The following is a 21,713-nucleotide window of genomic DNA, read 5'->3' on the forward strand; positions in this document are numbered from 1 at the left end:
CTGGTCAAGGCCGGTGGGACGTACACGACGAGGCTACGCCCGCCCTGCGGGTGCCGCACGGCGGGCGCAGTCGTGGTGACCGGTGGACGGTCCGGCCGGGACGCCGCGCCGGTCAGCTCGTGTACGCCTCCAGTTCGGAGAGCTGTGCGGCGGGCCAGCCGGTGTTGGCGGTGACGGTCACCCGCAGATAGCGGACCGCCGTCCCCGGCAGCGTGAGCGTGGCCGTGTTGCCGCTCGCCGGATCGAAGGTGTGGTCCGCCGAAGCCTTGAGCGTGCTGTACGCGGAGTTGTCCGTGCTCCCCGAGACGCTCAGGGTCTGGGTACGGGTGGCCCACGCCGCCGACGGGGGCAGTTTCAGCACCACCCGCTTCACGGCCTTCGCCGCTCCGAGGTCCACCGTCAGGGTCTGCGGGAAGGCGTGGTTGGTGCTCTCCCAGTACGTGTCGGCGTTGCCGTCGACCGCCTTGGCCGCCGTGTACACATCGGCGTGCCCCGATTCGGTGACCGGACGGCCCTGGGCGAGGTTGCCCGGGTCGGCCGGCGGAGTGGTGGGCGGGTCGGTGGGAGGTGTGGTCGGGGGATCGGTCGGCGGGTCGGTCGTGCCGCCGCCCTGCGGTACGCCGCCGTTGGTCCACACCGGGGCCGGCCAGGTGCCGGTGCAGACCGGCGGGTCGGCGTACCAGCCCGAGTTCCCAGAGCCCTGGGTGATCTCGAAGCCGGAACCGATGCAGTTGTGGATCGGGTTCTGCTGAGCGATGTGGGTGGCGGTGACATCGGTGAAGGAGGCGGTGCCGGGTGCCTGGATCTGGAGGGCGTAGGTGCCTGCTCCGTCGATCTTCACGTTCTTGAAGTGCAGGCCGTTCGTCGCACCCTCGATCAGCATGATCGCGGCGTACGAGCTGTCCAGGATCTCGCTGTCGGTGATGTTGATGTTGCCGTTCACCGGTTCGTTGAGGCCGCTGAACCAGACGGCGCCCACCCCGAACTGCCAGTTGAAGTCGTTGTTCCCGGTCCTGATCAGCGTATTGCGGGCGGCTGTTGTGGTGCCGGAGACAGCCGTTCCCTGACCGGAGTTGACGCCCGGGTAGCGGTTGGCGATGTGCAGGCCGCCGCCGTTGGTGATGGTGTCCGCCATCACGTTGTCGGAGAGCGTGATGTCCTTGCCGCCGTAGGTCACGATGTTGTTCGCCAGGATCGGCAGCACCACGGTGTTGAACGTAAATTTGTCGTTGACGTTCGGGGTGTTCTCCGCCCACATGGCCAGCCCGTCGTCACCCGTGTTGCGTACGAAGGTGTTGGTCACGGTGGAGTTGGTGACGCCCATGTGGAAGTTGACGCCGTCCGCCGTCTGGTCGAGTATGCGGCTGTTCTTGACGGTGAAGTGGTCCATCGGGCCGTCCATCCAGGCACCGACCTTGGTGTGCTGCATCCACACGTCGTCGACCGTGGAGTCCGAGAGCGCCCCGCCGATCGCGTTCACCTGGTCGTTGTCCTCGCGCTCCCGGATGTCGCCCATGATGGCGAAGTCCTTGAGCGTGACGCCGCTGCTGCCGCCCGCCGACGCGTACTTCCCGTACACACCCACGGCCTTGCTGCGGTCCGTGGGGTCGCGGCCGGTCAGCACGCTGTACCAGGGGCCGGCCCCGGCGAGCGTCACCTTGTCGACCACGATGTGGTCCCGTACCTGGAAGGTGCCCTGCGGGATGTACACCGTCCTGCCCTGCGCCTTGCCCGCGTCCACGGCCGCCTGGATCTTCGCGGTCGAGTCGGCGGCCCCGGTCGGATCGGCGCCGAAGTCGCTCACCACGTCCAGCGCGCCGGCCGGCTTGGCGATCGGTGCGGCGACCTGCTCGAAGTCGGCCAGGTCGATGGTGAAGGTCGGTGACTGCGCCGTCGAAGCGACCTGGAGGCGGACCTTGGTCCCGGCCGGCAGGGTCGAGCCGAACATGGTGCGCGTCTCGTCGTAGAAGTGGTGCGGGTTGGTGTCGCCCGGATTGTTGTTGAAGGGGTAACCGCCGTAGTACCAGCTGTACTTGGAGGTGACCGGCACGCTCTTGAGCCGGCTGCCGTTGACCTTCAGATCGATGGAGGCGTCCCGTCCCGCACCGTCCGCCGTGTCGGGCAGCGAGTACCGGAAGGACATCGCGTTGGCCGGTGCGGTGAGCGTGAACTCCACGTACTCACCCGTCGCGTCGAGCGTCACCGCCTGACGGCCCGAAGCCTCCGACGGGAGGTGGCCGTAGAGGCGGTCGGGGCCGATCAGCGTGCCGTTGGTGGCGGCGTACTCGGCCTCCTGTTCCTTGAAGGGCACGGTGGCGCCCCGGCCGGAGATGCCCACGGGGGAGGGGGCGGGCACCCCGGCCGCGCGGGCGGCGGGGGCGCTGGAGAGCACCATCGCTGCGGCCGTTCCGGCCACGGCGAGTGCCATGGAGAGCGATACGGAGAGGCCGCGGCGGAGCAGGCGGCGTCTGGGGGGAGGTGTCACAGGCTTACGTCCTTGCGGCTCGTGGCTTCTGCGGACGCCGAAAGGCTAGAAGTGGTTCCGCAGGAAGTCTATGAGTCTGCGCAAGAAACAAAGGAGAGCACGCAAAATATTGACTGATGCCCTTCGTCACGCAGGGGCCGCTCCCGGCGTACCGGAGTGCCGCGCCACGATCGCCGCGGCGTCCGTGGAGCGCGGCAGGACGCCGTACTGGTGTCCGCGGTCCTCGCCGAGCCGGGCACCGATGAAGGCGGCGGCCGACGCCTCCGGTGCGTACCGCAGCATCAGCGAGGACTGGAGCGCCAGTGCCATCCCCTCGACCGTGGCCCGCGCGCGGGTCTGTGCGGCGACCGGGTCGCGCAGGTCGGCGGTCAGCTCCCGACGCAGCCGCCCGATGTGCGCGTCGAGCACCGGATGCGCCCCCGACGTCTTCGCCAGCTCGCCCCAGAAGGCGTCGAGCGAGCGGGGAGTCCTGGCGATACCGCGCAGGACGTCGAGCGCGATCACATTGCCCGACCCCTCCCACACGGCCATCACGGGCTGCTCGCGGTAGCGCCGCGCCAGCGGCCAGTCCTCGGTGTAGCCGTTCCCGCCCAGGCACTCCAGGGCCTCATAGGCGTGCTGCGGGCCGCGCTTGCAGATCCAGTACTTGGACACCGCGGTCGCCAGCCGCCGGAACGCCGTCTCGGACTCGCCGCTCTCCTCCTCGTACGCCGTGGCCAGCCGCAGCGAGGTCCAGGTGGCGGCCTCCGTCTCCAGCGCCAGATCGGCGAGGACAGCGGTCATCGCCGGCTGGTCCACCAGCCGGGCACCGAAGGCGGTGCGGTAGGTGGCGTGCCACACCGCTTCCGACAGCGACTGCCGCATACCGGCAGTGGTGCCGAGCACGCAGTCCAGCCGGGTGCGGTTCACCATCTCGATGATGGTCGGCACCCCGCGCCCCGGCTCGCCGACCTGCTGGGCCCAGGTGCCGTCGAACTCGACCTCGGACGAGGCGTTGGACTTGTTGCCCAGCTTGTTCTTGAGGCGCTGTATGCGCACCGTGTTGCGCGTGCCGTCGGGCAGCACCCGGGGGACCAGGAAGCAGGTGAGCCCCGCCTCGGCCTGCGCCAGGACCAGGAACGCGTCGGACTGCGGGGCCGAGAAGAACCACTTGTGGCCGGTGAGCAGATGGGCCCGGCCGTCCGGATCCGACGGGAGCGGGACCGCCCGGGTGGTGTTGGACCGTACGTCGGAGCCGCCCTGCTTCTCCGTCATCCCCATCCCGAAGGTCAGCCCCGCTTTGCGGTCCGGCGCGATCAGCCGCGGGTCGTAGGTACGGCTGAACAGACCGGGCAGCCAGTCGCGGCCCACATCCGGGTCCCGCTGAAGGACCGGCACCACGGCGTGCGACATGGACATCGGGCAGGCGTGACCCGGCTCGATCTGGGCGAACAGCATGAAGGAGGCCGCCCGCGCCACCGCCGCGCCCGGCTTGGGGTCGGCCCAGGCCGCGGTGTGGGTGCCGTGGAGCACCGAGGCGCCGATCACCTCGTGGTACGCCGGGTGGAAGTCGATCTCGTCGACGCGGTTGCCGTACCGGTCGTGGGTCCGCAGTACGGGCGGGCTGGTGTGGGCCAGTTCGGCCCAGCCCTGGAACTCCTCGGAGCCGACGAGCGCGCCGATCGCGTGCAGCTCGGGTGCGTGATGGGCCGCGCCGAACTCCTGGACGGCCGCGGTCAGCGGGGTGTTGGCCCCGTACTCGTCGACACCGACGCGGGGCGGCACCTGGTTGACGACCTCGTGGGTGAGCCGCGGTGCGGGGGCGGCCGGGAGTCCGGCGGCGGGGAAGGAGTGCTCCGTCATAACTGGATCCTGTCTGCTGTCTGTTGCCTGCTTGTAGGGAGGTGGCTTGCCGGGAGGTGGCTTGCCGGGAGGCGGCCGGAGAGGGGTGTGACGGGGGATCAGCCCGGGTGCCGGGCGCCGACGGCCCGGAGACAGAGCGAGGTGATCGCGGCGACCACGGGCCCCGGTTCCTGCTGGTCGCCGACCGGCGAGAGCGGTCCGAGCAGCGCCTCACCGATCGCGCCGATGACCGCCGCGGCCGAGAGACCGGGGTCCTGCTCGGGCAGTTCACCCCCGGCGACCCCGGCCGCGATGATCTCGTCGGCCAGCCCGTGGTACCCGCTGCGATACGTACGGCGCTCCGCCTCCACCAGCGGATCCACCCGCTCCGCGAGCAGCGCCCAGGCGGTCCGCGGAGATTTCAGCGCACGGTACGAGAAGACCTCGACCAGGGCCGTGAGCCGGGCCGCCGCGGAGTCCTCGGCCCGCACCGCCTCGCGTACCGCGGTGAGTTCATGACCCGCGGTGTGCCGGAAGACCGCCGCCAGCAGCTCCTGCTTGGAGGCGAAGTGGTTGTACACGCTCCCGGTCGAGACACCGGCTCGCGCCGCCAGCGCGGCGACACCGGCGGCGGCGTAGCCCCCTTCTGCCAGCAGGCCGCGGGCGGCTTCGAGCAGCCGCTCGCGGTGGGCGGCACGGGTCGCCTCGGTACGGGCCGTCGGTCGGTAGGCCATGGTCTGAACCCCGGTTACGGTCTGGATCGGTACGGTCTGACACGATGGTATGAATCACGATTCATATCTTCGTACCACTGAATCACCCCCGTCGGGCGCCCGCAAGAACGGCGCCGGCCACGCCTGCTCGTCCGCGTAATCTGAAGACTCCGAAAGGTGGCCCGGCCCATGCCCTCACTCGCCGAAGAGCCCGCGCACCGCGGCGCCCGGACGCTCCTCTCCCGTGCGGCAGCCCAGCTGGCGGGGGCGGGCCGGCCGTTCTCCCCGCAGGGCCCGACCTTCCGGGAGCTGACGGTGCAGGCGCTCTCCTCGATCGAGCACGGGTACGACCTCCTGGCGCCCACATTCGACCGGACTCCGTTCCGTACACCCGACCGCGTCCTGGACGCGGTCGGCGGCGCTCTGCGCCCGCTCGGCCCGTTCGGGGCCGGGCTCGATGTCTGTTGCGGGACAGGGGCGGGGGTCCGGGTGCTGCGCCCGCTCTGCACGGAGCGTGTCACCGGGGTCGACTTCAGTGCGGGGATGCTGGCAGCCGCACGTCTGGCGGAGGCGGATGCCGGGGCGCCGGAGGCGGATGCGGGGGTGCCGGAGACCGGTGCGGGAGCGCCGGAGGCCGAGTGGCTGCGGGCCGACGCCCGGGAGCTCCCGTTCCGGAACGCCTTCGATCTGGCGGTGAGTTTCGGCGCGTTCGGTCACTTCCTGCCCGCCGAACGCCCCCGCCTCTTCGCCGGGGTGCACCGCGTGCTGCGGCCCGGCGGGATCTTCGCCTTCCCCATCGGGGCGCCGCAGTCCTTCCGCGACCCGCTGTACTGGACGCTGCTCGGCTTCGACTCGGTGATGCGGGTGCGCAACCTGGTGTGGCGGCCGCGGTTCGTCATGTATTACCGGACCTTTCCGCTGGGCGCCGTGCGGGACGATCTGGTCCGTGCCGGGTTCGCGGTCGAGCTGCTGCCGCTGGAGGAGTTCGGCCGGCGCCCGGACGGCAGCCCCAACTGCCGTCTCGTCGTGGCCCGCCGGGTGTGACCGGAGCGGCTCTACGCGGGAGTCCGCTCTCGTACGGGGATGGCGCACGCCCCTGAGAAGACTGTGTACGAGGCCCACCCGGGTGAGACGGCGGCCTGCCCGCCCGGCGAGGAACACCGGCACGGCGCCACCGAGGACCGCCCGTCCGTGCCGTCCGGCCGACCCGCCCGTCCACGTAGCCGGGCAGCCGTCCGGCGGGTCATCCTCCGAACACGCCGCAGACCCGGGACGATGAGCTGACAAACTGAGCGTGACGACCGAAGCGGAGGAGTGAGCAGATGGCGCACGAACGAGCGGGACAGCCGGCGCGACCGGAGGACCTCACCGATGTCGCGCGGCTGGTGACCTCGTACTACGCGCTGCACCCGGACCCCGACGAGCCCGCCCAGCGTGTGGCGTTCGGGACCTCGGGGCACCGCGGCTCGTCCTTCGCCACCGCGTTCAACGAGGACCACATCGCGGCCACCAGCCAGGCGATCTGCGAGTACCGCACCCGGCAGGGGACCAGCGGCCCGCTCTTCGTCGGCGCCGATACCCATGCGCTCTCCGAGCCGGCCAGGGTGACCGCCATCGAGGTGTTCGCGGCCAACGGGGTGACCCTGCTCATCGACTCCGCCGACGGGTACACCCCGACCCCGGCCGTCTCGCACGCCATCCTCACCCACAACCGCGGCCGGACCACGGGCCTCGCCGACGGTGTGGTGGTCACCCCCTCGCACAACCCGCCCGCCGACGGCGGGTTCAAGTACAACCCGCCGAGCGGCGGCCCGGCCGGATCCGACGCGACCGGCTGGATCCAGGACCGCGCCAACGAGATCATCGCCGGCGGTCTCAAGGACGTGCGCCGACTCCCGTACACCCGGGCGCTGGCCGCTGCCACGACCGGCCGCTACGACTTCCTCGACGCGTACGTGAGCGATCTGCCGGCCGTCGTCGACCTGGACGCGGTGCGCGCCGCCGGTCTGCGGATCGGGGCCGATCCGCTGGGCGGCGCTTCTGTCGCGTACTGGGGCCGCATCGCCGAACAGCACCGGATCGACCTGACCGTGGTCAACCCGCTCGCCGACCCGACCTGGCGTTTCATGACCCTGGACTGGGACGGGAAGATCCGGATGGACTGCTCGTCCCCGTACGCGATGGCGTCGCTGATCGAGCGGTGCGAGGAGTACCGGATCGCCACCGGCAACGACGCCGACGCCGACCGGCACGGCATCGTCACGCCCGACGCCGGGCTGATGAACCCCAACCACTATCTGGCGGCCGCGATCTCGTATCTGTACCCGCACCGGGAGCAGTGGCCCGCGGGAGCGGGCATCGGCAAGACACTGGTCTCGTCGGGGATGATCGACCGGGTCGCGGCCGATCTCGGCCGGGAACTGGTCGAAGTACCCGTCGGATTCAAGTGGTTCGTGGACGGGCTGGTGGACGGCTCGCTGGGCTTCGGCGGCGAGGAGTCGGCCGGAGCCTCGTTCCTGCGCCGCGACGGATCGGTGTGGACCACCGACAAGGACGGCATCATCCTGGCCCTGCTCGCCTCCGAGATCCTCGCGGTCACCGGGAAGACCCCGTCCGAGCACTACACGGCGCTCACCGAGCGGTTCGGCGCGCCCGCCTACGCCAGGATCGACGCACCCGCCGACCGTACGGAGAAGGCGGTGCTCGCCAGACTCTCGCCCGAGCAGATCACCGCGGACACCCTGGCGGGGGAGCCGGTCACGGCTGTGCTCACCGAGGCGCCGGGCAACGGCGCGCCCATCGGCGGCATCAAGGTGACCACGGAGAACGCCTGGTTCGCGGCCCGGCCATCGGGCACCGAGGACGTCTACAAGATCTATGCCGAGTCCTTCCAGGGGGCCGGTCATCTGAGCCAGGTCCAGGAGGAGGCGAAGGCCGTCGTCTCGGCGGCTCTCGCGGGCTGACGACAGCAGCGGGAACCGGTGCGCCGGAGGTCAGGCGCCGGGGACCGTGGAGTGGATCCGGCGCAGGAAGGCGGCGTTGTCGGGGGTGTGCCGGATCCTGTCGAGCAGCGCTTCGAGTGTGGTCTGCCCGTCGCGCGAGCGCAGCGCCCTGCGCAGGGCCTGTACGGCGGTCAACTCGTCATCGCTGAGCAGCAGTTCCTCGTGCCGGGTGCCCGAAGGGGTGATGTCGACGGCCGGGAAGACACGCCGGTCGGCCAGGGCGCGGTCCAGCCGCAGCTCCATGTTGCCGGTGCTCTTCAGCTCCTCGAAGAAGTAGTCGTCGGCGCGGGAGCCGGTGTCGACCAGCGCGGTCGCGAGGATGGTCAGCGAGCCGCCCTCCTCGGCGAGGCGCGCGGCGCCGAAGAGCCGCTTGGGGCCCTGCACCGCCGAGGCGTCGACACCGCCCGAGAGGGTACGGCCGCCCGAGGCCGCCGCGTTGTTGTGGGCCCGGCAGAGCCTGGTCAGTGAGTCCAGCAGGATGACGACGTCCTCGCCCTGTTCGACAAGGCGCTTGGCACGCTCCACGGCCAGGTCGGCGAGGGCGATGTGCTCCTTCGCCGGCCGGTCGAAGGTCGATGCGAGAACGTCGCCCCGTACCGAGCGGCGCATGTCGGTGACCTCCTCGGGCCGTTCGTCGAGCAGCACCACCATCAGATGGCACTCCGGATGGTTCTGAGCGACGGCGGCGGCCAACTGCTGCAGCAGTACGGTCTTTCCGGTCCTGGGCGGCGCGACGATCAGACCGCGCTGGCCCTTGCCGACCGGGGCGACCAGGTCCACGAGGCGAGTGGCCGCGGGGCCGCCCGCAGTCTCCAGGCGCAGCCGCTCGCGGGGGTGCAGGGGTGTCAGGTCGCGGAAGTGCCGACGGCCCCGAAGGGCCTCGGGCGGTCGGCCGTTGACCCGGTCGACCCGGGCGGGGGCGCCGGGACGCGGGCAGGTTCCTTCGACGAAGTCACCTGCACGCAGGCCGAACTGGCGGACCTGAGCAGCCGTCACCTGGACATCGTCGGGCGACGGGCGGGAGCCCGGCCTCACGTGGGTACGCAGCAGGCCGTGCCCCCGTCCGGTGACATCGAGGACACCGGAGGCGGCGACGGACAGTTCCTGCTGGGCAGGCGGGCGTTCGAGTGTGGTGGTCATGGCGAATCCTTTCGCGGGCATGCCGTCTCGCGGACATGCGGACAAGAGACCCGGCGGGGGCGGTGCTTCGTCACGCCCCGTGCGGAGGGCCGCAGGGCCCAGGGCCGGGAGAGGTGGTGCTGGTGAGCCGAATCGCCGATCATGAGAGGAAAGGCGCGGCAGCAGAAGAACGCGGTACGCAATAAGCGGTACTGGCGCGATATGCGGTACTGATGCGAACTGGCACCGGCGCCCATCGAAGGGGCGTACACAAGTGCTGATGGCACCGTACCACATATCCCGTACAGTGCCGCCCGGCCGTATGGGCTGCTGCCCACCCAGGCCGGAGCCCGCACTGGGCCGTCCGGGACCTGCGGCGTTGTCGTGACACGGATATGCGAGCACGCTGGAAGGACGGGGCGGTTCTGCGGGCGAGCGGCCCGGAGGCACGAACGGACGCACCGAGGGACGGACGGAGGAGCACACCGTGGCGATGGGAGCGGAAGAGGCCAGGGGTGACGACGTCTATCAGCCGGACGGCAGTGAGGTCACCGATGACTCGGGCATTCTCGACCGCGAGGACACTCTGACCGGCCGTGCGTCCGACCCGTACGACGAGGGGTGGTCCCCGCCGGAACGGCCGCTGGGTGTCGACCACGCGGGCACCACGCAGGAGGAGCAGGAGGAGGGCGAGACGCTGGACCAGCGCCTGGCCGAGGAAGTGCCCGACCCCGCGCTGCTCCGCGCACCGGGCGGCGACGGTATCGGCGACGCGTCCGACAGCGACGGTGAGCCGCTGGACGACGAGGTCGGCGACGACCGCTCGGGGCGGCTGGTGGCACCGGACGAAGGGGCGCACGAGGAGGCCGAGAAGGACATGCTCGCCGAGGACGTGGGCGTCGACGGCGGAGCGGCCTCCGCCGAGGAGGCCGCCGTGCACCTGGTGGGCGAGCCGCAGGCCGAGGCTCCGGGGCGGCTCCCGGCCGGTGACTGAGACCGGCTGGGACTGGCTTGAGACTGAGACCGGCTGAGACCTGCGGCGGGGACCCCGCGTCCCGGGGCTTGGGGCCCGGAGGTGCGCCCGCCGGGAGTCAGCAGTGGGTCATGAGTCAGTAGCGCAGATCCGCCGCGATCCGGTCATGGTCGCCGAGCGTGCCGTCGGGGACGAAGACGACCTCGGCCCCGGTGTCGAGGGCCAGCTCCACGAGCTCGTCGACGATGTCCTCGCGGACGGTCTCACCGTCGGTGGCGGGCACCTGGGGTTCCTCCGGGCCGACGGGGACCAGATGGCCCTCCTTCACCCGTACGGTCCGCTGGAAGTTCTCCTCGACGGCCACCAGGGCGACACGCCCCTCCCGCACCGACTCCCACACCTCGTCGAGCCCCGCCGCGAAGGTCCGCCTGCCGCGCGCCGCGTCCAGCCGGTCAGCGGTCCGCCGGGCGGTCCGCTCCCGGGACTCGCGCAGGCTCGGTCCGAGCTCCTTGAGCAGCTGGGGCCCCGGACCGTTGACCAGGCCGCCCGTGGTGATCCTGGCTGCCGCGTCGCGGGTCGCGGTCCCCACGTCCTCCAGAAGGCTCAGGGCCGGAGCGAGCCCCACCACGTAGAGCGGCCGGGGGGTGGCGGCGAGTACCGCGGCGAGCGCGCTGTCCACGTCACGGAAGAACCGCCGGGTCTCCTCGTCCCGGAAGGTGCTGGCCGTGTCGCCGATGCGTTCCTCGCGCTCCACATCGGTCTGCACCTCGTCCGGGGTGAGCGGGAAGCTGTTGCCCGTGTACTCGCGCACCGCCTCCTGGGTCCCGTGCCAGAGCGTGGCGCGGTTCGCCGCGACGACGAGCACCCAGTAGGGGGTGGCGCGGGCCCGTGCGGCGACCAGATTCCTGGTGAGATAGCTGTCGCTGATCACCACACGCTCCGGGACCTCCCTGGGCAGCTCCCAGGTCTGGTACGCGTCGGTACTCGCGAAGATCACCAGGCCGTCCAGGGAGTACCGCAGATCGACCGCCGCGTGTGCCCGGTCGAGCTGGGCCCGGAGACCGGCCCGTACCTCCCGCGACAGCGGCTCGCCGGAGTCGGGGCAGGCGTCGATCCGGCGGCCCGCCTCGGCCACGAGATTGCGCAGCCGTACCGCGTCCTGGGCGTTGTCCGGCTCGCGCCGGTGCGTCGGCATACTGACGGACACCACCGGGCGGGGCTGCTTCTTGCGCAGGCTCTGCAGGACCGCAGGCGTCAGAGCGTTGGTTTCCATGACTCCCTTTCTGGTTCTGGTGCCCCTTCACGATCCACCAGCCGCCGCACGGCTGCATCCGGACGCGGCCCGCCGCCATCCGTGATTAGCATTCCGCATGGCGAAGGACAGCCCGGTACTCGACGTGGTGACGGAATCCCTGGCCGAGCTCCACGACCGGCTCGGCGCACTGCGGGACGGCGCGGTCGCCGACTACATCCCGCAGCTGGCACTCGCGGACCCCGGCACGTTCGGGCTCTCGCTGGTGAGCATGTACGGGCACCGGTACGAGGCGGGCGACGCGGAACTGCCGTTCACCGTCCAGTCGGTGTCGAAGCCGTTCGTCTACGCGCTCGTCCTCTCGCTGCTCGGGCTGGACGAAGTGACGCGTTGGGTGGGGACGGAGCCGAGCGGCGAGGGGTTCAACGCGATCAGCCTGGAGCCGGACACCGGGCGGCCGGACAACGCGATGATCAACGCGGGGGCCATCGCGACCACGGCCCTGGTGCCCGGCGCCACCGACGAGGAGCGGTTCGAACGGATCCTGGACTGCCTGAGCCGTTTCGCGGGCCGCCGGCTCGACGTCGACGAGGCGGTGTACGCGTCGGAGGCCGAGACCGGTGACCGCAACCGTGCGCTGGCGTATCTGATGAGCAGCCTCGGGGCGCTGCCCGGACCGCCCTCGGTCGTGGACACGTACTTCCGGCAGTGCGCGGTACGGGTCACCACCGGCGATCTCGCGGTGATGGCGGCGACCCTGGCCAACGGCGGAGTCAATCCGGTGACCGGTGCGACGGTGGTGTCCGAGACCGTCGCCTGTCAGGTCCTCGCCGTGATGGCGTCCTGCGGGATGTACGACGCCTCTGGTGCGTGGCTGCTGCGGGTGGGCCTGCCCGCGAAGAGCGGGGTCTCCGGCGGGCTGATCGCCGTGAGCCCGGCCAGGTTCGGGGTCGCCGTCCACAGCCCGCCCCTCGACGCCACCGGCACCCCGGTGCGCGGTATCGAGGCGCTGCGGGAGCTGTCCGAGCGGTTCGGGCTCCATCTGATGCGCCATCCCACGCTGTCCGCCCCCACCATCACGGAGGCGGACCACGGAACGCGGACGGGACTGGTCGCCGCACAGGGCGCGCTGGACTTCACCGCGGCCGAACGGCTGCTCCACGGGCTGTCCGAAGTGGCCCCGGAGTCCGGCGGCTGGGTGGTGCTCGACCTCCTCGACGTCACCAGCATCGAACCCTCGGGCGCTTCGGTCCTGGCCTCGGCCCTGACCCGGCTGGAGGAGGAGGGGCACCGGGTGGCCGTCGTGGTCGATCCGCGGGCCCCGTCCGGGGCGCGGCTGACGCCCTGGCGGCGGTTCCCGTCCCGCGAGGAGGCTGTGGCCTGGTGCGAGAAGGGACGGTCCGGGGGAGGCAGGGACGGCACCCGTCCCGGTCCGGACTGAGGAACTCCGGCCGCTGCGGCTGCCGGACGGCCCGGCCTGGTCCGCGGTGGGGCGATTTTTTCGGGGCACTGCCGGGAGCCGGGCGTACCGTAGGGGCGGACCGGGTGGTCACGGGTCCGCCCCTGCGTACGGCGGCTCAAGGCTGCCGGGCCGGCCGTATCCTCCCTGCCCTGCGGGGCGCCTCAGTGCTGCCCGGCAGCCTTGGCCGCGGGCGCGGCGTTGCTGGTGGTGACCTGCACATCGTCGACGACCAGCTGCTGCGGGAAGGCGGTGTTGCCGTCCGGGTCGCCGGGCCAGTCTCCGCCGACGGCCAGGTTGAGGATCAGGAAGAAGGGCTTGTTGAACACCCACTGGTTGCCGCCCACATCGGCGGGCGTACGGGTCTGGTACACGGTCCCGTCCACGGACCATTTGATGGAGTCGGGCGCCCAGTCGACGGCGAAGGTGTGGAAGTCGTCGGAGAACGCCCCACCACCCGGGAGCGTGTACGGGGCCCCGATGCCCGCGGAACCGGAGTAGCCCGGTCCGTGGATGGTGCCGTGGACGGTCGACGGTTCGAAGCCGACGTTCTCCATCACGTCGATCTCACCGGAGTTGGGCCAGCCGACCTGCCCGATGTCGTCACCCAGCATCCAGAAGGCGGGCCACATGCCCTGCCCCTTGGGGATCTTCATCCGGGCCTCGACATGGCCGTAGGCGGCCGAGAACTTGCCCGAGGTGTTCAGCCGCGCCGACGTGTACTGGCACGAGCCGTACCAGCACTGGTAGTTGCCGGGGTTCTCCTTGCGCGCCGTGATGACCAGATGGCCCTGACCGTCCAGCGAGGCGTTGTTCGTGCCCGGTGTGTAGTACTCGCGTTCGTGGTTGTCGACGTTGTCGCCGGTCTCCGTCTGCCACTTGCTGCCGTCGACAGCGGAACCGGCCGGCCCGTCGAAGGTGTCGGAGAAGGTCGACGCTGCCGCCTTCGCCGCCGTACGGCCGGTGGGGGAGGGGTTGTCGGCGCTCGCGGTGGAGGCGATGACCGGGGCGAGGAGCAGGGCGGACGCGGTGGCGACGAGGAGCCGCCGGGTCAGGCGTGTGGAGGCCATGGTTCTCCCTTCCGGTGCACGGATCAGGTGCACTGAATGGGCATGTTTGACATGGATATGACAGACATGCGCAACGAGGTCGCCCGTGGAATGCGGCGACCGGGGTGGGGGGCGCGCGGTTCACTTCGAGATTTAAGAAGTGAACCAACCCGCTGTCAAGGTCTTGGTCTGTACCACCCGGTGGAAAGGTGAATTCATGTCTGAACGCATGGAAGTGAAAAGGGATATGTGTCCGAGTTGCGTGTTCGGAAGGTGAAAGGATTCCAGCCCGTCAGGGCCTGACAGCCCGTCTGGACGCGTAGGGAATGCCCCCGGGGCGAAAGAGCCCAGGAATCCCCTGCACCAACTGGCCGGAGAACAGCTTTCGTTGGTGCCCGAGTGAAGTACGGGGCGCCTGTGTGAGCCGTGGTGCCGTAGCGGTACCCTGCGCGCGCACCGCCAAACGGGCGGCTCAGCAAGTGTGGAGGATTTTGTGACCGTTTCCAATGGATCGTGGCGGCTCCGGGGGGCCTTCATAGCCGCAGCGGCGAGTGTGGTCGGCGTCGGTCTGTGTGCTGTCCCGGCTCAGGCGCACACTCCGACGTGGAGCGTTTCGTGCTCCGAGGTCACCCTTGACCTGACGGCGTACAACGCGGGCGTCACCAACACCGTGACCGTCAGCGTGGACGGGAAGGACATCCTTCCCGCCGAGAAGTTCGGCTCGTCGTTCAGCAAGACGCTGCCGCTGGGCGAGCACAGCAAGCCGCTCACCGTGCACCTCGCAGTGAAGGCGGGCGACGGGGACCGGTTCTCGAAGGACGACACGAAGACGGCGCCCGTCTGCGACACACCGCCCCCCTCGGCGCCGCCCGCCACGACCCCGGCGCAGGCCCCCAGCTCCGAGGCCCCCGCCCCGGCCAAGAGCCCGAGCTCCGCCCCCAGCAGCCCGGCCGCCGCGGCCCCCGCGCCGTCTCCGGGCGCCAGTGCGCCGTCGGACCTGGCGGAGACCGGCTCCTCCAGCGCCACGCCGCTCATCGCGGGTGCGGCCGCTGTCGTCATCCTCGCCGGTGGCGGCATCATGTTCGCCGCGCGCAAGCGCCGCAGCAGCCAGAACTGATCCACCGGAACTGCTCCAGCACGACTGCCGGCGCCCCTGAGCGGGACGCCGGCAGTTCTGTGTGCGGGGGAGGGGCAGGACTTCGGAGGGAACCAACAGCGTCCTCGGAGGGCGCGGCCCTCAGACTTTCCGGTAGTCGTACGCCTCCACGGCCGCGGCCTCCACCGCGTCCAGATCGCCGCCCGCCGAAGCGGTCACCATGGCGGCCACCGCACCCTCCAGGAACGGCGCGTCCACGAGCCGGGTGTCTTCGGGCAGTTCGTCACCCTCGGCCAGCAGCGCCTTCACGGTCAGCACCGCACTGCCGAGATCGACGAGGACCGCGACGCCCGCGCCCCGGTCCACCTCGGCGGCCGCCGCCGAGACCAGCTCCGAGCTGGTACCGAGCCCGCCGTCCGGTGTGCCGCCGGCGGCGGCGACCGGCGCCGTCGTCGCCCCGCCCGTCAGTCCGGTGGCCAGCTCCGCCACGGCCGCAGCGACCGGTGCGCTGTGCGACACCAGGACGATCCCCACCAGCGCGCTCATGCGGCGGCCTCCGCCAGGGTGGTGAACAGCAGTGCCGACGAGGTGGCCCCCGGATCCTGGTGGCCGACGCTGCGCTCACCGAGATAGCTCGCCCGGCCCTTGCGCGCCAGCATCGGTACGGTCGCGAGCGCGCCGGCGTCCGCTGCCTCCGCCGCGGCGGCGAAGGACTCCCCGAGCGCGTCGGCGGCCGGCAGCAGCGCGTCGAGCATCGTCTTGTCGCCCGCCGCGGCCCCGCCGAGCCGGCCCACTGCCTCGGTCCCGGCCTTCAACGCCGCGGCCAGCTGCTCCCTGTCCACGGACGGGCTGTCGCCGAGCGCCTTTCCGGTACGGCGCAGCAGCGTCCCGTACAGGGGCCCCGACGCCCCTCCGACCGTGGAGATGAGCTGCCGTCCGGCCAGCGCGAGGACCGCACCGGGCGTCTGTGGGTCCTCCTTCTCCAGTGCGTCCCGCACGGCGGCGAATCCCCGCCGCAGATTGCTGCCGTGGTCGGCGTCGCCGATGGCCGAGTCCAACTCGGTCAGCCGGTCCGCCTCCCGGTCGACGGCTGCGGCCGCCCCGGCCATCCAGCGGCGGAAGAATTCGGCGTCGAGCACAGGTCCTCCTTGGTGAGTCGGTGCACGGGACGGTCAGCAGCCCCAGCGCAGCGCGGCGGTGCTCACCGGCGCGTCCCACAACCGCAGCAGCTCCTCGTCCACCTGGCAGAGCGTCACCGAACAGCCTGCCATGTCGAGCGAGGTCACATAGTTCCCCACGAGCGTACGGGCCACGGGCACCCCACGCTCGGCCAGCACGCGGTGCACCTCGGCATTGAAGCCGTACAGCTCCAGCAGGGGAGTTCCCCCGGCGCCGTTCACCAGCGCGATCACCGGGAGCTCCGGCCGCAGGTCCTCCAGGACCGCGTCCACCGCGTAGTCGGCGATCTCCCGCGAGGTCATCATCCCCCGCCGCTCGCGCCCCGGCTCACCGTGGATCCCGACGCCCAACTCCAGCTGTCCCGGCGGCAGGTCGAAGGTGGGGCCGCCCTTGGCCGGCGTACTGCACGCGGTCAGGGCGACCCCGAAGGACCGTGCGCTCCCGCATACTTGACGGGCGATGGCCTCGACCCGCTCCAGCGGCGCGCCCTCGTCGGCCGCCGCCCCCGCCAGCTTCTCCACGAAGAGAGTGGCCCCCGTGCCGCGCCGGCCCGCGGTGAACGTACTGTCGCTCACCGCCACGTCATCGTTGACCAGCACTTTGGCGACCTGGACGCCCTCATCCTCCGCGAGCTCGGCCGCCATGTCGAAGTTGAGCACGTCACCGGTGTAGTTCTTCACGACGAACAGCACGCCCGCACCGCTGTCGACGGCTGCCGCGGCCCGCACCATCTGATCGGGGACCGGCGAGGTGAACACTTCACCGGGACAGGCGGCGGAGAGCATGCCCCGCCCGACGAACCCGCCGTGCAGCGGCTCGTGCCCGGACCCGCCGCCCGATACCAGCGCGACCTTTCCGGCCACCGGCGCGTCACGCCGTACGATCACCCGGTTCTCGACGTCTACGGAGAGCTCCGGATGGGCGGCGGCCATTCCGCGCAGGGCGTCCGCGACGACGGTTTCCGGGACATTGATCAGCATGTTCATAAGTACCTCCTGGTGAGGCGGGCAGTTCGGGCGCTGACCTGCGTTGTGACAGCGCAAGCCGGGTTCGGACGGTAGCCGGTCCCGGCGGGCCGGGCGCTGCCCGGCGGGTCAGTATCGAACGGCTGCCCCCGAAGGTCACGCCTCACCGACATGAGTCGCCCAGGAAAGCTGTCGGTGGCGCCGTCGGCGCGTGCCGCAATCACGGCCGTTCGCCTGAGGTCTGCCTTGGCGCCGCCTGCTGAACGTTCACGGGTCCATGACCGGACTCGGCGGCGGTACTGCACCACCGGCCGCCACCCGGGCGGGTGGGCCGCCATCAGGTGCGGGCGGCCGAAGACGCTGGGGAGGAAGCCGTCCCCGCTTCGATCGCCGCGGGGACGGCCTGAAGTAGCGGGGGAGGCCCTCCGGCTGGTCCCCGCCCCCCCCACCGCGGGCGGAACCGTCCGCCGTATGGTCCAGCCGGATGGCGCCGACGCACGCACGGGCACTTGGCTGGAGGGCAGCAGGCCCCGTGGCTGCTCGCGCCGGACCGCCGGCGACCGGTCCCCGGCCCCGCCTCCCGTGGAGGACCCCATGTTCCGCGTACCAGCTCCCCCCGCCCCGCCTCCGGTGGCCCGGGGCGGCGCCCGGCCCGGATGGCCGCCGGGATGCCGGGGATGAGCGTTCCGGGTGTGGGACAGGGGGAGCGGCTGCTCCAGGAATTCCTGGCCGCGGTGCACATCACGGAGCCGACGGGGCTGCCGTCCCTGGTCGACAGCTACGCCGTGGGGGTCGGTGTCCGTAAAGCCGTCATCTACCTGGTCGACCTCCAGCAGCGGCATCTGACGCCCCTCTCCGGCGGAGAGCAGCTCTCCGTGGAACGTTCCAGGGCGGGCCGCGCCTACCGCGCGCTCGACCTGCGGATGGAAGCGACCGCCGACGGTGTGCTGGTTGCCTGGCTTCCCCTCGTCGACGGCGTGGAGCGGCTGGGCGTCATGGGCGTGCACATGGACTCGCTGGACAGCGCGCTCCTGGACCGCTGCCGGGCGCTGGCCTCGATCCTCGCGATGGTCATCACCTCCAAACGTGCTTTCAGCGACCGGCTCGTGCAGCGGGCGCGCAGCGGCACGATGACCCTCCCGGCCGAGATGGTGCGCACCCTGCTGCCGCCGCGCACCATCGGCAACGAACGGGCGGTCTCCACCGCGGTACTCGAACCCGCCTATGAGCTCGGCGGAGACGCCTTCGACCACTCGCTGACCGAGTCGGCACTGCACGCCGTGATCCTCGACGCCATGGGCCACAACCTCGCGTCCGGGCTGACGACCGCGATCGCCATGGCGGGCTTCAGGAGCTCCCGCCGCAGTGACGCCGGCCTGCGGGAGTGTGTCGGTGCCGTCGACGACGCGCTCGCCGCCTGGCTGCCGGACCAGTTCTGCACCGGTATCGCGGTACGTCTTGAGCTGTCCACGGGTGTCCTGACCTGGGTCAACTGCGGTCACCCGCCGCCCTTGCTGATCCGGGACCAGCAGGTGCTCGACCAGGCGCTGGAGCGTGCGGGCGAGCCTCCGCTGGGTATGCCGGCCAAACTGGCGGGCATCGCCCGCGAGGTGCACCGGACCACGCTGGAGCCGGGCGACCGGGTGCTGCTCTACACCGACGGCGTGACCGAAGCCCGTATCGACGACGGCGCCGAGTTCGGGCTGACCGGGTTCACCGGCTCCATCATCCGCGCCACATCGGCGGGAGAGCTCGCGTCCGAGGCGCTCCGGCAGCTGATCCACTCCATCCTGGAACGCCAGGGCGACGCACTCCGCGACGACGCCACCATCCTGCTCATCGAATGGCGGCCGCCCGCACAGCCGGGCCCCGGGACCGTCGAGGGCGAAAGCGGACACCAGGACCTGGCCGCCGTGCGCGAAGCGGGCGACGCGTCATAGGACCCTGGCGTCGCCGGGGGCCGAAGGAGAGGAGAACCGGCCGTATGCCTGCCTGGATCTGTCTGACCTGTGCCGTGCAGTACCCGGACACGGAACAGCCGCCGGCGCACTGCCCGGTCTGCGAGGACGAGCGTCAGTACGTCGGCCCGGAGGGACAGCGCTGGACCACGACGGGCGAACTCGCCCGCGGCCACAGCAACGAACTGCGGGAGGAGGAACCGGATCTCGTCGGCATCGGGGTGCGCCCGTCGGTCGCGATCGGGCAGCGCGCGCTCCTCGTCCGTACGCCGCACGGCAATGTGCTGTGGGACTGCGTCCCGCTGCTCGACGGCGAGGCGAAGCGGCAGATCGACGGCCTGGGCGGGATCGACGCGATCTGTATGTCCCACCCGCACTTCTACGGCGCCCACATCGAGTTCGCCGAGGCTTTCGACGCCCGTGTCCTGATCCCGCGCGCGGACCGGCAGTGGATCCAACGGCCCTCGCCCCGCATCGAGTTGTTCGACGACGAGGTCGAGCCTGTCCCCGGGATCACCCTGGCGCGGATCGGCGGCCACTTCGACGGCGCCTCGGTGCTGCACTGGCCCGCGGGCTCGGCCGGCCGGGGTGCGCTGCTGACCGGTGACACCGTCGCCGTTGTACAGGACCGGCGCTGGGTCAGCTTCATGTGGAGTTTCCCCAACTTCATCCCTCTCGACGAGCACACCGTGGACCGCATCGCCCACCGGGTCGGGCGCTTCGCCTTCGACCGCGTCTACGGAGGCTGGTGGGGACGCGTGGTGATCGGCGACGGCGCCGCGGCCGTCCGCCGCTCGGCCGACCGTTACATCGCACGGCTGCGCGGGGAACGGCCGGCCGCGGGTGACGAGGACTGAAGCGCCGCGGCCGTGGAAGCGGCACCCTGATGGGCGGCGCACCCGGCCGCGGCCCGGAAGGCGCCGGGACCGCGGCCGGGGGTCTTCGCCGGGCCGCCCCCGGCGTGTCCGCCGGGCTTCCTGCTTGTCCCCGGGCTACCTGAAGGAGCGCAGCCGGAGGCTGTTGGTCACCACGAAGACCGAGGAGAAGGCCATCGCGGCCCCCGCGATCATCGGGTTGAGCATCCCCGCCGCGGCCAGGGGCAGAGCCGCTACGTTGTAGCCGAAGGCCCAGAACAGATTTCCCCTGATCGTGCCGAGCGTCCTGCGCGAGAGCCGGATCGCGTCCGCCGCCACGCGCAGATCGCCCCGGACCAGCGTCAGATCCCCGGCCTCGATGGCCGCGTCCGTCCCGGTGCCCATCGCCAGGCCCAGATCGGCGGTGGCGAGTGCGGCCGCGTCGTTCACGCCGTCACCGACCATCGCCACCGAACGGCCTTCGCCCTGCAGGCGCTTGATGACATCCACCTTGTCCTGGGGCAGCACCTCGGCGATGATCTCGTCGATACCGACGGCGCGGCCCACCGAATCGGCCACCGCCCTGTTGTCGCCGGTCAGCAGTACCGGGGTGAGGCCGAGCGCACGCAGCTGGGCGACCGCGTCGGCGCTCGTCTCCTTGACGGCGTCGGCGACCCCGAGGACGCCCCGGGCCTCCCCGTCCCAGGCCACGACGACCGCGGTACGGCCCTCCGCCTCCGCCGCGGCCTTCGCCTCCGTGAGTGCCGGCGGCAGCGCGATGGCCCACTCGGCCAGCAGCTTCTCCCGGCCGACGAGCACCGCGTGCCCGTCGACGACGCCCTGCACTCCGAGCCCCGTGACATTCTCGAACTCCTCGGGTACGGGGAGCGGACCTGCCAGTTCTCCGGCTCCCGCCGCGACGGCCTGGGCGATGGGGTGCTCGGACGCGTGCTCCAGAGCGCCGGCCAGCCGCAGCAGTTCCTCCCGGTCGCCGCCCGGCACCGGGAAGACATCCAGGAGGGTCATCCGCCCGGTGGTGACGGTGCCGGTCTTGTCGAGCACGACCGTGTCGACCCGGCGGGTGGACTCCAGCACCTCGGGGCCCTTGATCAGAATGCCCAGCTGCGCGCCGCGCCCCGTACCGACCATCAGCGCGGTCGGTGTGGCCAGGCCGAGGGCGCACGGGCAGGCGATGATCAGTACGGCGACGGCCGCGGTGAAAGCGGCTGTCGCGTCCCCGGTCGTCACCAGCCAGGCCAGCAGCGTGCCCAGGGCGATGAGGAGGACGACGGGCACGAACACCCCGGAGATCCGATCGGCCAGACGCTGTACCTCGGCCTTGCCGTTCTGGGCCTCCTCGACCAGCCGCGCCATCCGGGCCAGCTGGGTGTCCGCGCCGACCCGGGTCGTCTGGACGACCAGCCGGCCCGAGACGTTCACGGTGGCACCGGTGACGGTGTCGCCCGCCTTCACGTCGACCGGTACCGACTCACCGGTCAGCGTCGACGCGTCGACGGCCGACGCCCCCCCGGCCCCCGGGCCGGGGGGGGCGGGCATGTCCCCGGGGGGCCCCCCGCAGCGGTGGCCGCCCCCCCCCCCCGCGCCCCGGGGCCGGCCTGTCACTGGTGTACACCGGACATGTCGCGGGGGGCCCCCCCCCGCCGGCCCCCGCGCGGCGGAACCCGCCGCCGGGGCCGCCCCGCGCGTGGGGCACCTGGGCCCCCGGGGCCCCCGCCCACCGCCCGGTGGCCGGTCCGCCGCCCGGCTCCGGTGCGCCACGACCGGGCC

17 protein-coding genes and 1 pseudogene are annotated in these 21,713 nt (G+C 71.6%); 7 read left to right on the forward strand and 11 right to left on the reverse strand.

The genetic code is table 11. The features are described from left to right. Positions 1 to 112: 112 nt before the first annotated feature. From ACFXBC_RS26850 to ACFXBC_RS26860, 3 genes are all read right to left on the reverse strand, one after another. Positions 113 to 2,485, reverse strand: a complete 2,373-nt coding sequence (locus ACFXBC_RS26850; protein ID WP_385029619.1) for a discoidin domain-containing protein — start codon at positions 2,483 to 2,485, stop codon at positions 113 to 115. Positions 2,486 to 2,611: 126 nt separating this feature from the next. Beyond that, positions 2,612 to 4,327, reverse strand: coding sequence for an acyl-CoA dehydrogenase family protein (locus ACFXBC_RS26855; RefSeq protein ID WP_385029622.1), 1,716 nt, complete (start codon positions 4,325 to 4,327; stop codon positions 2,612 to 2,614). A gap of 98 nt (positions 4,328 to 4,425) precedes the next feature. Beyond that, the gene (locus tag ACFXBC_RS26860) at positions 4,426 to 5,040 is read right to left on the reverse strand and encodes a TetR/AcrR family transcriptional regulator (protein ID WP_385029625.1); all 615 of its coding nucleotides are present in this window, start codon (positions 5,038 to 5,040) and stop codon (positions 4,426 to 4,428) included. Between the two features lie 168 nt (positions 5,041 to 5,208). Between ACFXBC_RS26860 and ACFXBC_RS26865 the strand changes: the two genes are divergently transcribed. Both ACFXBC_RS26865 and pgm read left to right on the forward strand, forming a co-directional pair. After that, positions 5,209 to 6,063: a class I SAM-dependent methyltransferase gene (locus tag ACFXBC_RS26865; RefSeq protein WP_385029628.1), complete on the forward strand. Its 855-nt coding sequence runs from the start codon at positions 5,209 to 5,211 to the stop codon at positions 6,061 to 6,063. A gap of 278 nt (positions 6,064 to 6,341) precedes the next feature. Then, complete coding sequence (pgm, locus tag ACFXBC_RS26870; protein WP_385029631.1) at positions 6,342 to 7,982, forward strand: phosphoglucomutase (alpha-D-glucose-1,6-bisphosphate-dependent); 1,641 nt, start codon at positions 6,342 to 6,344, stop codon at positions 7,980 to 7,982. A gap of 30 nt (positions 7,983 to 8,012) precedes the next feature. Here the strand turns inward: pgm and rho are convergent, their stop codons facing one another. Continuing rightward, positions 8,013 to 9,161, reverse strand: coding sequence for a transcription termination factor Rho (rho, locus tag ACFXBC_RS26875; RefSeq protein WP_385029634.1), 1,149 nt, complete (start codon positions 9,159 to 9,161; stop codon positions 8,013 to 8,015). 472 nt (positions 9,162 to 9,633) lie between these two features. On the opposite strand from rho, the gene ACFXBC_RS26880 reads away from it, so the two are divergent. After that, complete coding sequence (locus ACFXBC_RS26880; protein WP_385029673.1) at positions 9,634 to 10,134, forward strand: DUF5709 domain-containing protein; 501 nt, start codon at positions 9,634 to 9,636, stop codon at positions 10,132 to 10,134. A gap of 115 nt (positions 10,135 to 10,249) precedes the next feature. Here ACFXBC_RS26880 and ACFXBC_RS26885 read toward each other — a convergent pair whose 3' ends face one another. Continuing rightward, positions 10,250 to 11,386 (reverse strand): chemotaxis protein, encoded by a 1,137-nt coding sequence (locus ACFXBC_RS26885; protein WP_385029637.1) that lies wholly within the window; start codon positions 11,384 to 11,386, stop codon positions 10,250 to 10,252. A gap of 97 nt (positions 11,387 to 11,483) precedes the next feature. On the opposite strand from ACFXBC_RS26885, the gene glsA reads away from it, so the two are divergent. Then, positions 11,484 to 12,806, forward strand: a complete 1,323-nt coding sequence (gene glsA / locus ACFXBC_RS26890) for a glutaminase A (protein WP_385029640.1) — start codon at positions 11,484 to 11,486, stop codon at positions 12,804 to 12,806. Between the two features lie 182 nt (positions 12,807 to 12,988). Here the strand turns inward: glsA and ACFXBC_RS26895 are convergent, their stop codons facing one another. Further along, on the reverse strand, positions 12,989 to 13,894 hold the full coding sequence (locus tag ACFXBC_RS26895; protein WP_385029643.1) for a family 16 glycosylhydrolase: 906 nt from the start codon (positions 13,892 to 13,894) through the stop codon (positions 12,989 to 12,991). 472 nt (positions 13,895 to 14,366) lie between these two features. Here ACFXBC_RS26895 and ACFXBC_RS26900 point away from each other — a divergent pair, with 472 nt between their 5' ends. Beyond that, on the forward strand, positions 14,367 to 14,990 hold the full coding sequence (locus ACFXBC_RS26900) for an LAETG motif-containing sortase-dependent surface protein (protein ID WP_385029646.1): 624 nt from the start codon (positions 14,367 to 14,369) through the stop codon (positions 14,988 to 14,990). Between the two features lie 120 nt (positions 14,991 to 15,110). Here the strand turns inward: ACFXBC_RS26900 and ACFXBC_RS26905 are convergent, their stop codons facing one another. Genes ACFXBC_RS26905 through ACFXBC_RS26920 form a run of 4 tightly spaced genes read right to left on the reverse strand, consistent with a single transcriptional unit; the run spans position 15,111 to position 17,709 of the window. After that, entirely contained in the window at positions 15,111 to 15,515 is a 405-nt protein-coding gene (locus ACFXBC_RS26905) for a PTS-dependent dihydroxyacetone kinase phosphotransferase subunit DhaM (RefSeq protein WP_385029649.1), read from the reverse strand. Further along, positions 15,512 to 16,108: a dihydroxyacetone kinase subunit DhaL gene (dhaL, locus tag ACFXBC_RS26910; RefSeq protein WP_385029652.1), complete on the reverse strand. Its 597-nt coding sequence runs from the start codon at positions 16,106 to 16,108 to the stop codon at positions 15,512 to 15,514. The genes ACFXBC_RS26905 and dhaL overlap by 4 nt, the downstream gene beginning before the upstream one ends. Positions 16,109 to 16,141: 33 nt before the next feature. Continuing rightward, positions 16,142 to 17,134 (reverse strand): dihydroxyacetone kinase subunit DhaK, encoded by a 993-nt coding sequence (dhaK, locus tag ACFXBC_RS26915; RefSeq protein WP_385029655.1) that lies wholly within the window; start codon positions 17,132 to 17,134, stop codon positions 16,142 to 16,144. Continuing rightward, the gene (locus tag ACFXBC_RS26920; protein WP_385029658.1) at positions 17,131 to 17,709 is read right to left on the reverse strand and encodes a DUF5937 family protein; all 579 of its coding nucleotides are present in this window, start codon (positions 17,707 to 17,709) and stop codon (positions 17,131 to 17,133) included. Before ACFXBC_RS26920 ends, dhaK begins: the two co-directional genes overlap by 4 nt. Positions 17,710 to 17,790: 81 nt before the next feature. Here ACFXBC_RS26920 and ACFXBC_RS26925 point away from each other — a divergent pair, with 81 nt between their 5' ends. Together ACFXBC_RS26925 and ACFXBC_RS26930 are read left to right on the forward strand one after the other, a co-directional pair. Then, on the forward strand, positions 17,791 to 19,053 hold the full coding sequence (locus tag ACFXBC_RS26925; protein WP_385029661.1) for a PP2C family protein-serine/threonine phosphatase: 1,263 nt from the start codon (positions 17,791 to 17,793) through the stop codon (positions 19,051 to 19,053). 44 nt (positions 19,054 to 19,097) lie between these two features. Continuing rightward, positions 19,098 to 19,928 (forward strand): MBL fold metallo-hydrolase, encoded by an 831-nt coding sequence (locus tag ACFXBC_RS26930; RefSeq protein ID WP_385029664.1) that lies wholly within the window; start codon positions 19,098 to 19,100, stop codon positions 19,926 to 19,928. A 135-nt stretch (positions 19,929 to 20,063) separates the two neighbouring features. Here ACFXBC_RS26930 and ACFXBC_RS26935 read toward each other — a convergent pair. Then, positions 20,064 to 21,452: pseudogene (locus tag ACFXBC_RS26935) on the reverse strand (heavy metal translocating P-type ATPase); the annotation flags it as partial. Positions 21,453 to 21,713 lie beyond the last annotated feature (261 nt).

Source organism: Streptomyces sp. NPDC059398 (genome assembly GCF_042751845.1).
GTDB lineage: Bacteria > Actinomycetota > Actinomycetes > Streptomycetales > Streptomycetaceae > Streptomyces.

Coding starts and splice junctions, on each gene's coding strand:
- rho (WP_385029634.1), bottom strand. CDS start 9,161: ATGACCACCACACTCGAACGCCCGCCTGCCCAGCAGGAACTGTCCGTC.
- ACFXBC_RS26925 (WP_385029661.1), top strand. CDS start 17,791: ATGAGCGTTCCGGGTGTGGGACAGGGGGAGCGGCTGCTCCAGGAATTC.
- ACFXBC_RS26880 (WP_385029673.1), top strand. CDS start 9,634: ATGGGAGCGGAAGAGGCCAGGGGTGACGACGTCTATCAGCCGGACGGC.
- pgm (WP_385029631.1), top strand. CDS start 6,342: ATGGCGCACGAACGAGCGGGACAGCCGGCGCGACCGGAGGACCTCACC.
- glsA (WP_385029640.1), top strand. CDS start 11,484: ATGGCGAAGGACAGCCCGGTACTCGACGTGGTGACGGAATCCCTGGCC.
- ACFXBC_RS26860 (WP_385029625.1), bottom strand. CDS start 5,040: ATGGCCTACCGACCGACGGCCCGTACCGAGGCGACCCGTGCCGCCCAC.
- ACFXBC_RS26865 (WP_385029628.1), top strand. CDS start 5,209: ATGCCCTCACTCGCCGAAGAGCCCGCGCACCGCGGCGCCCGGACGCTC.
- dhaK (WP_385029655.1), bottom strand. CDS start 17,134: ATGAACATGCTGATCAATGTCCCGGAAACCGTCGTCGCGGACGCCCTG.
- ACFXBC_RS26895 (WP_385029643.1), bottom strand. CDS start 13,894: ATGGCCTCCACACGCCTGACCCGGCGGCTCCTCGTCGCCACCGCGTCC.
- ACFXBC_RS26855 (WP_385029622.1), bottom strand. CDS start 4,327: ATGACGGAGCACTCCTTCCCCGCCGCCGGACTCCCGGCCGCCCCCGCA.
- ACFXBC_RS26905 (WP_385029649.1), bottom strand. CDS start 15,515: ATGAGCGCGCTGGTGGGGATCGTCCTGGTGTCGCACAGCGCACCGGTC.
- ACFXBC_RS26930 (WP_385029664.1), top strand. CDS start 19,098: ATGCCTGCCTGGATCTGTCTGACCTGTGCCGTGCAGTACCCGGACACG.
- ACFXBC_RS26885 (WP_385029637.1), bottom strand. CDS start 11,386: ATGGAAACCAACGCTCTGACGCCTGCGGTCCTGCAGAGCCTGCGCAAG.
- ACFXBC_RS26920 (WP_385029658.1), bottom strand. CDS start 17,709: ATGGGGTCCTCCACGGGAGGCGGGGCCGGGGACCGGTCGCCGGCGGTC.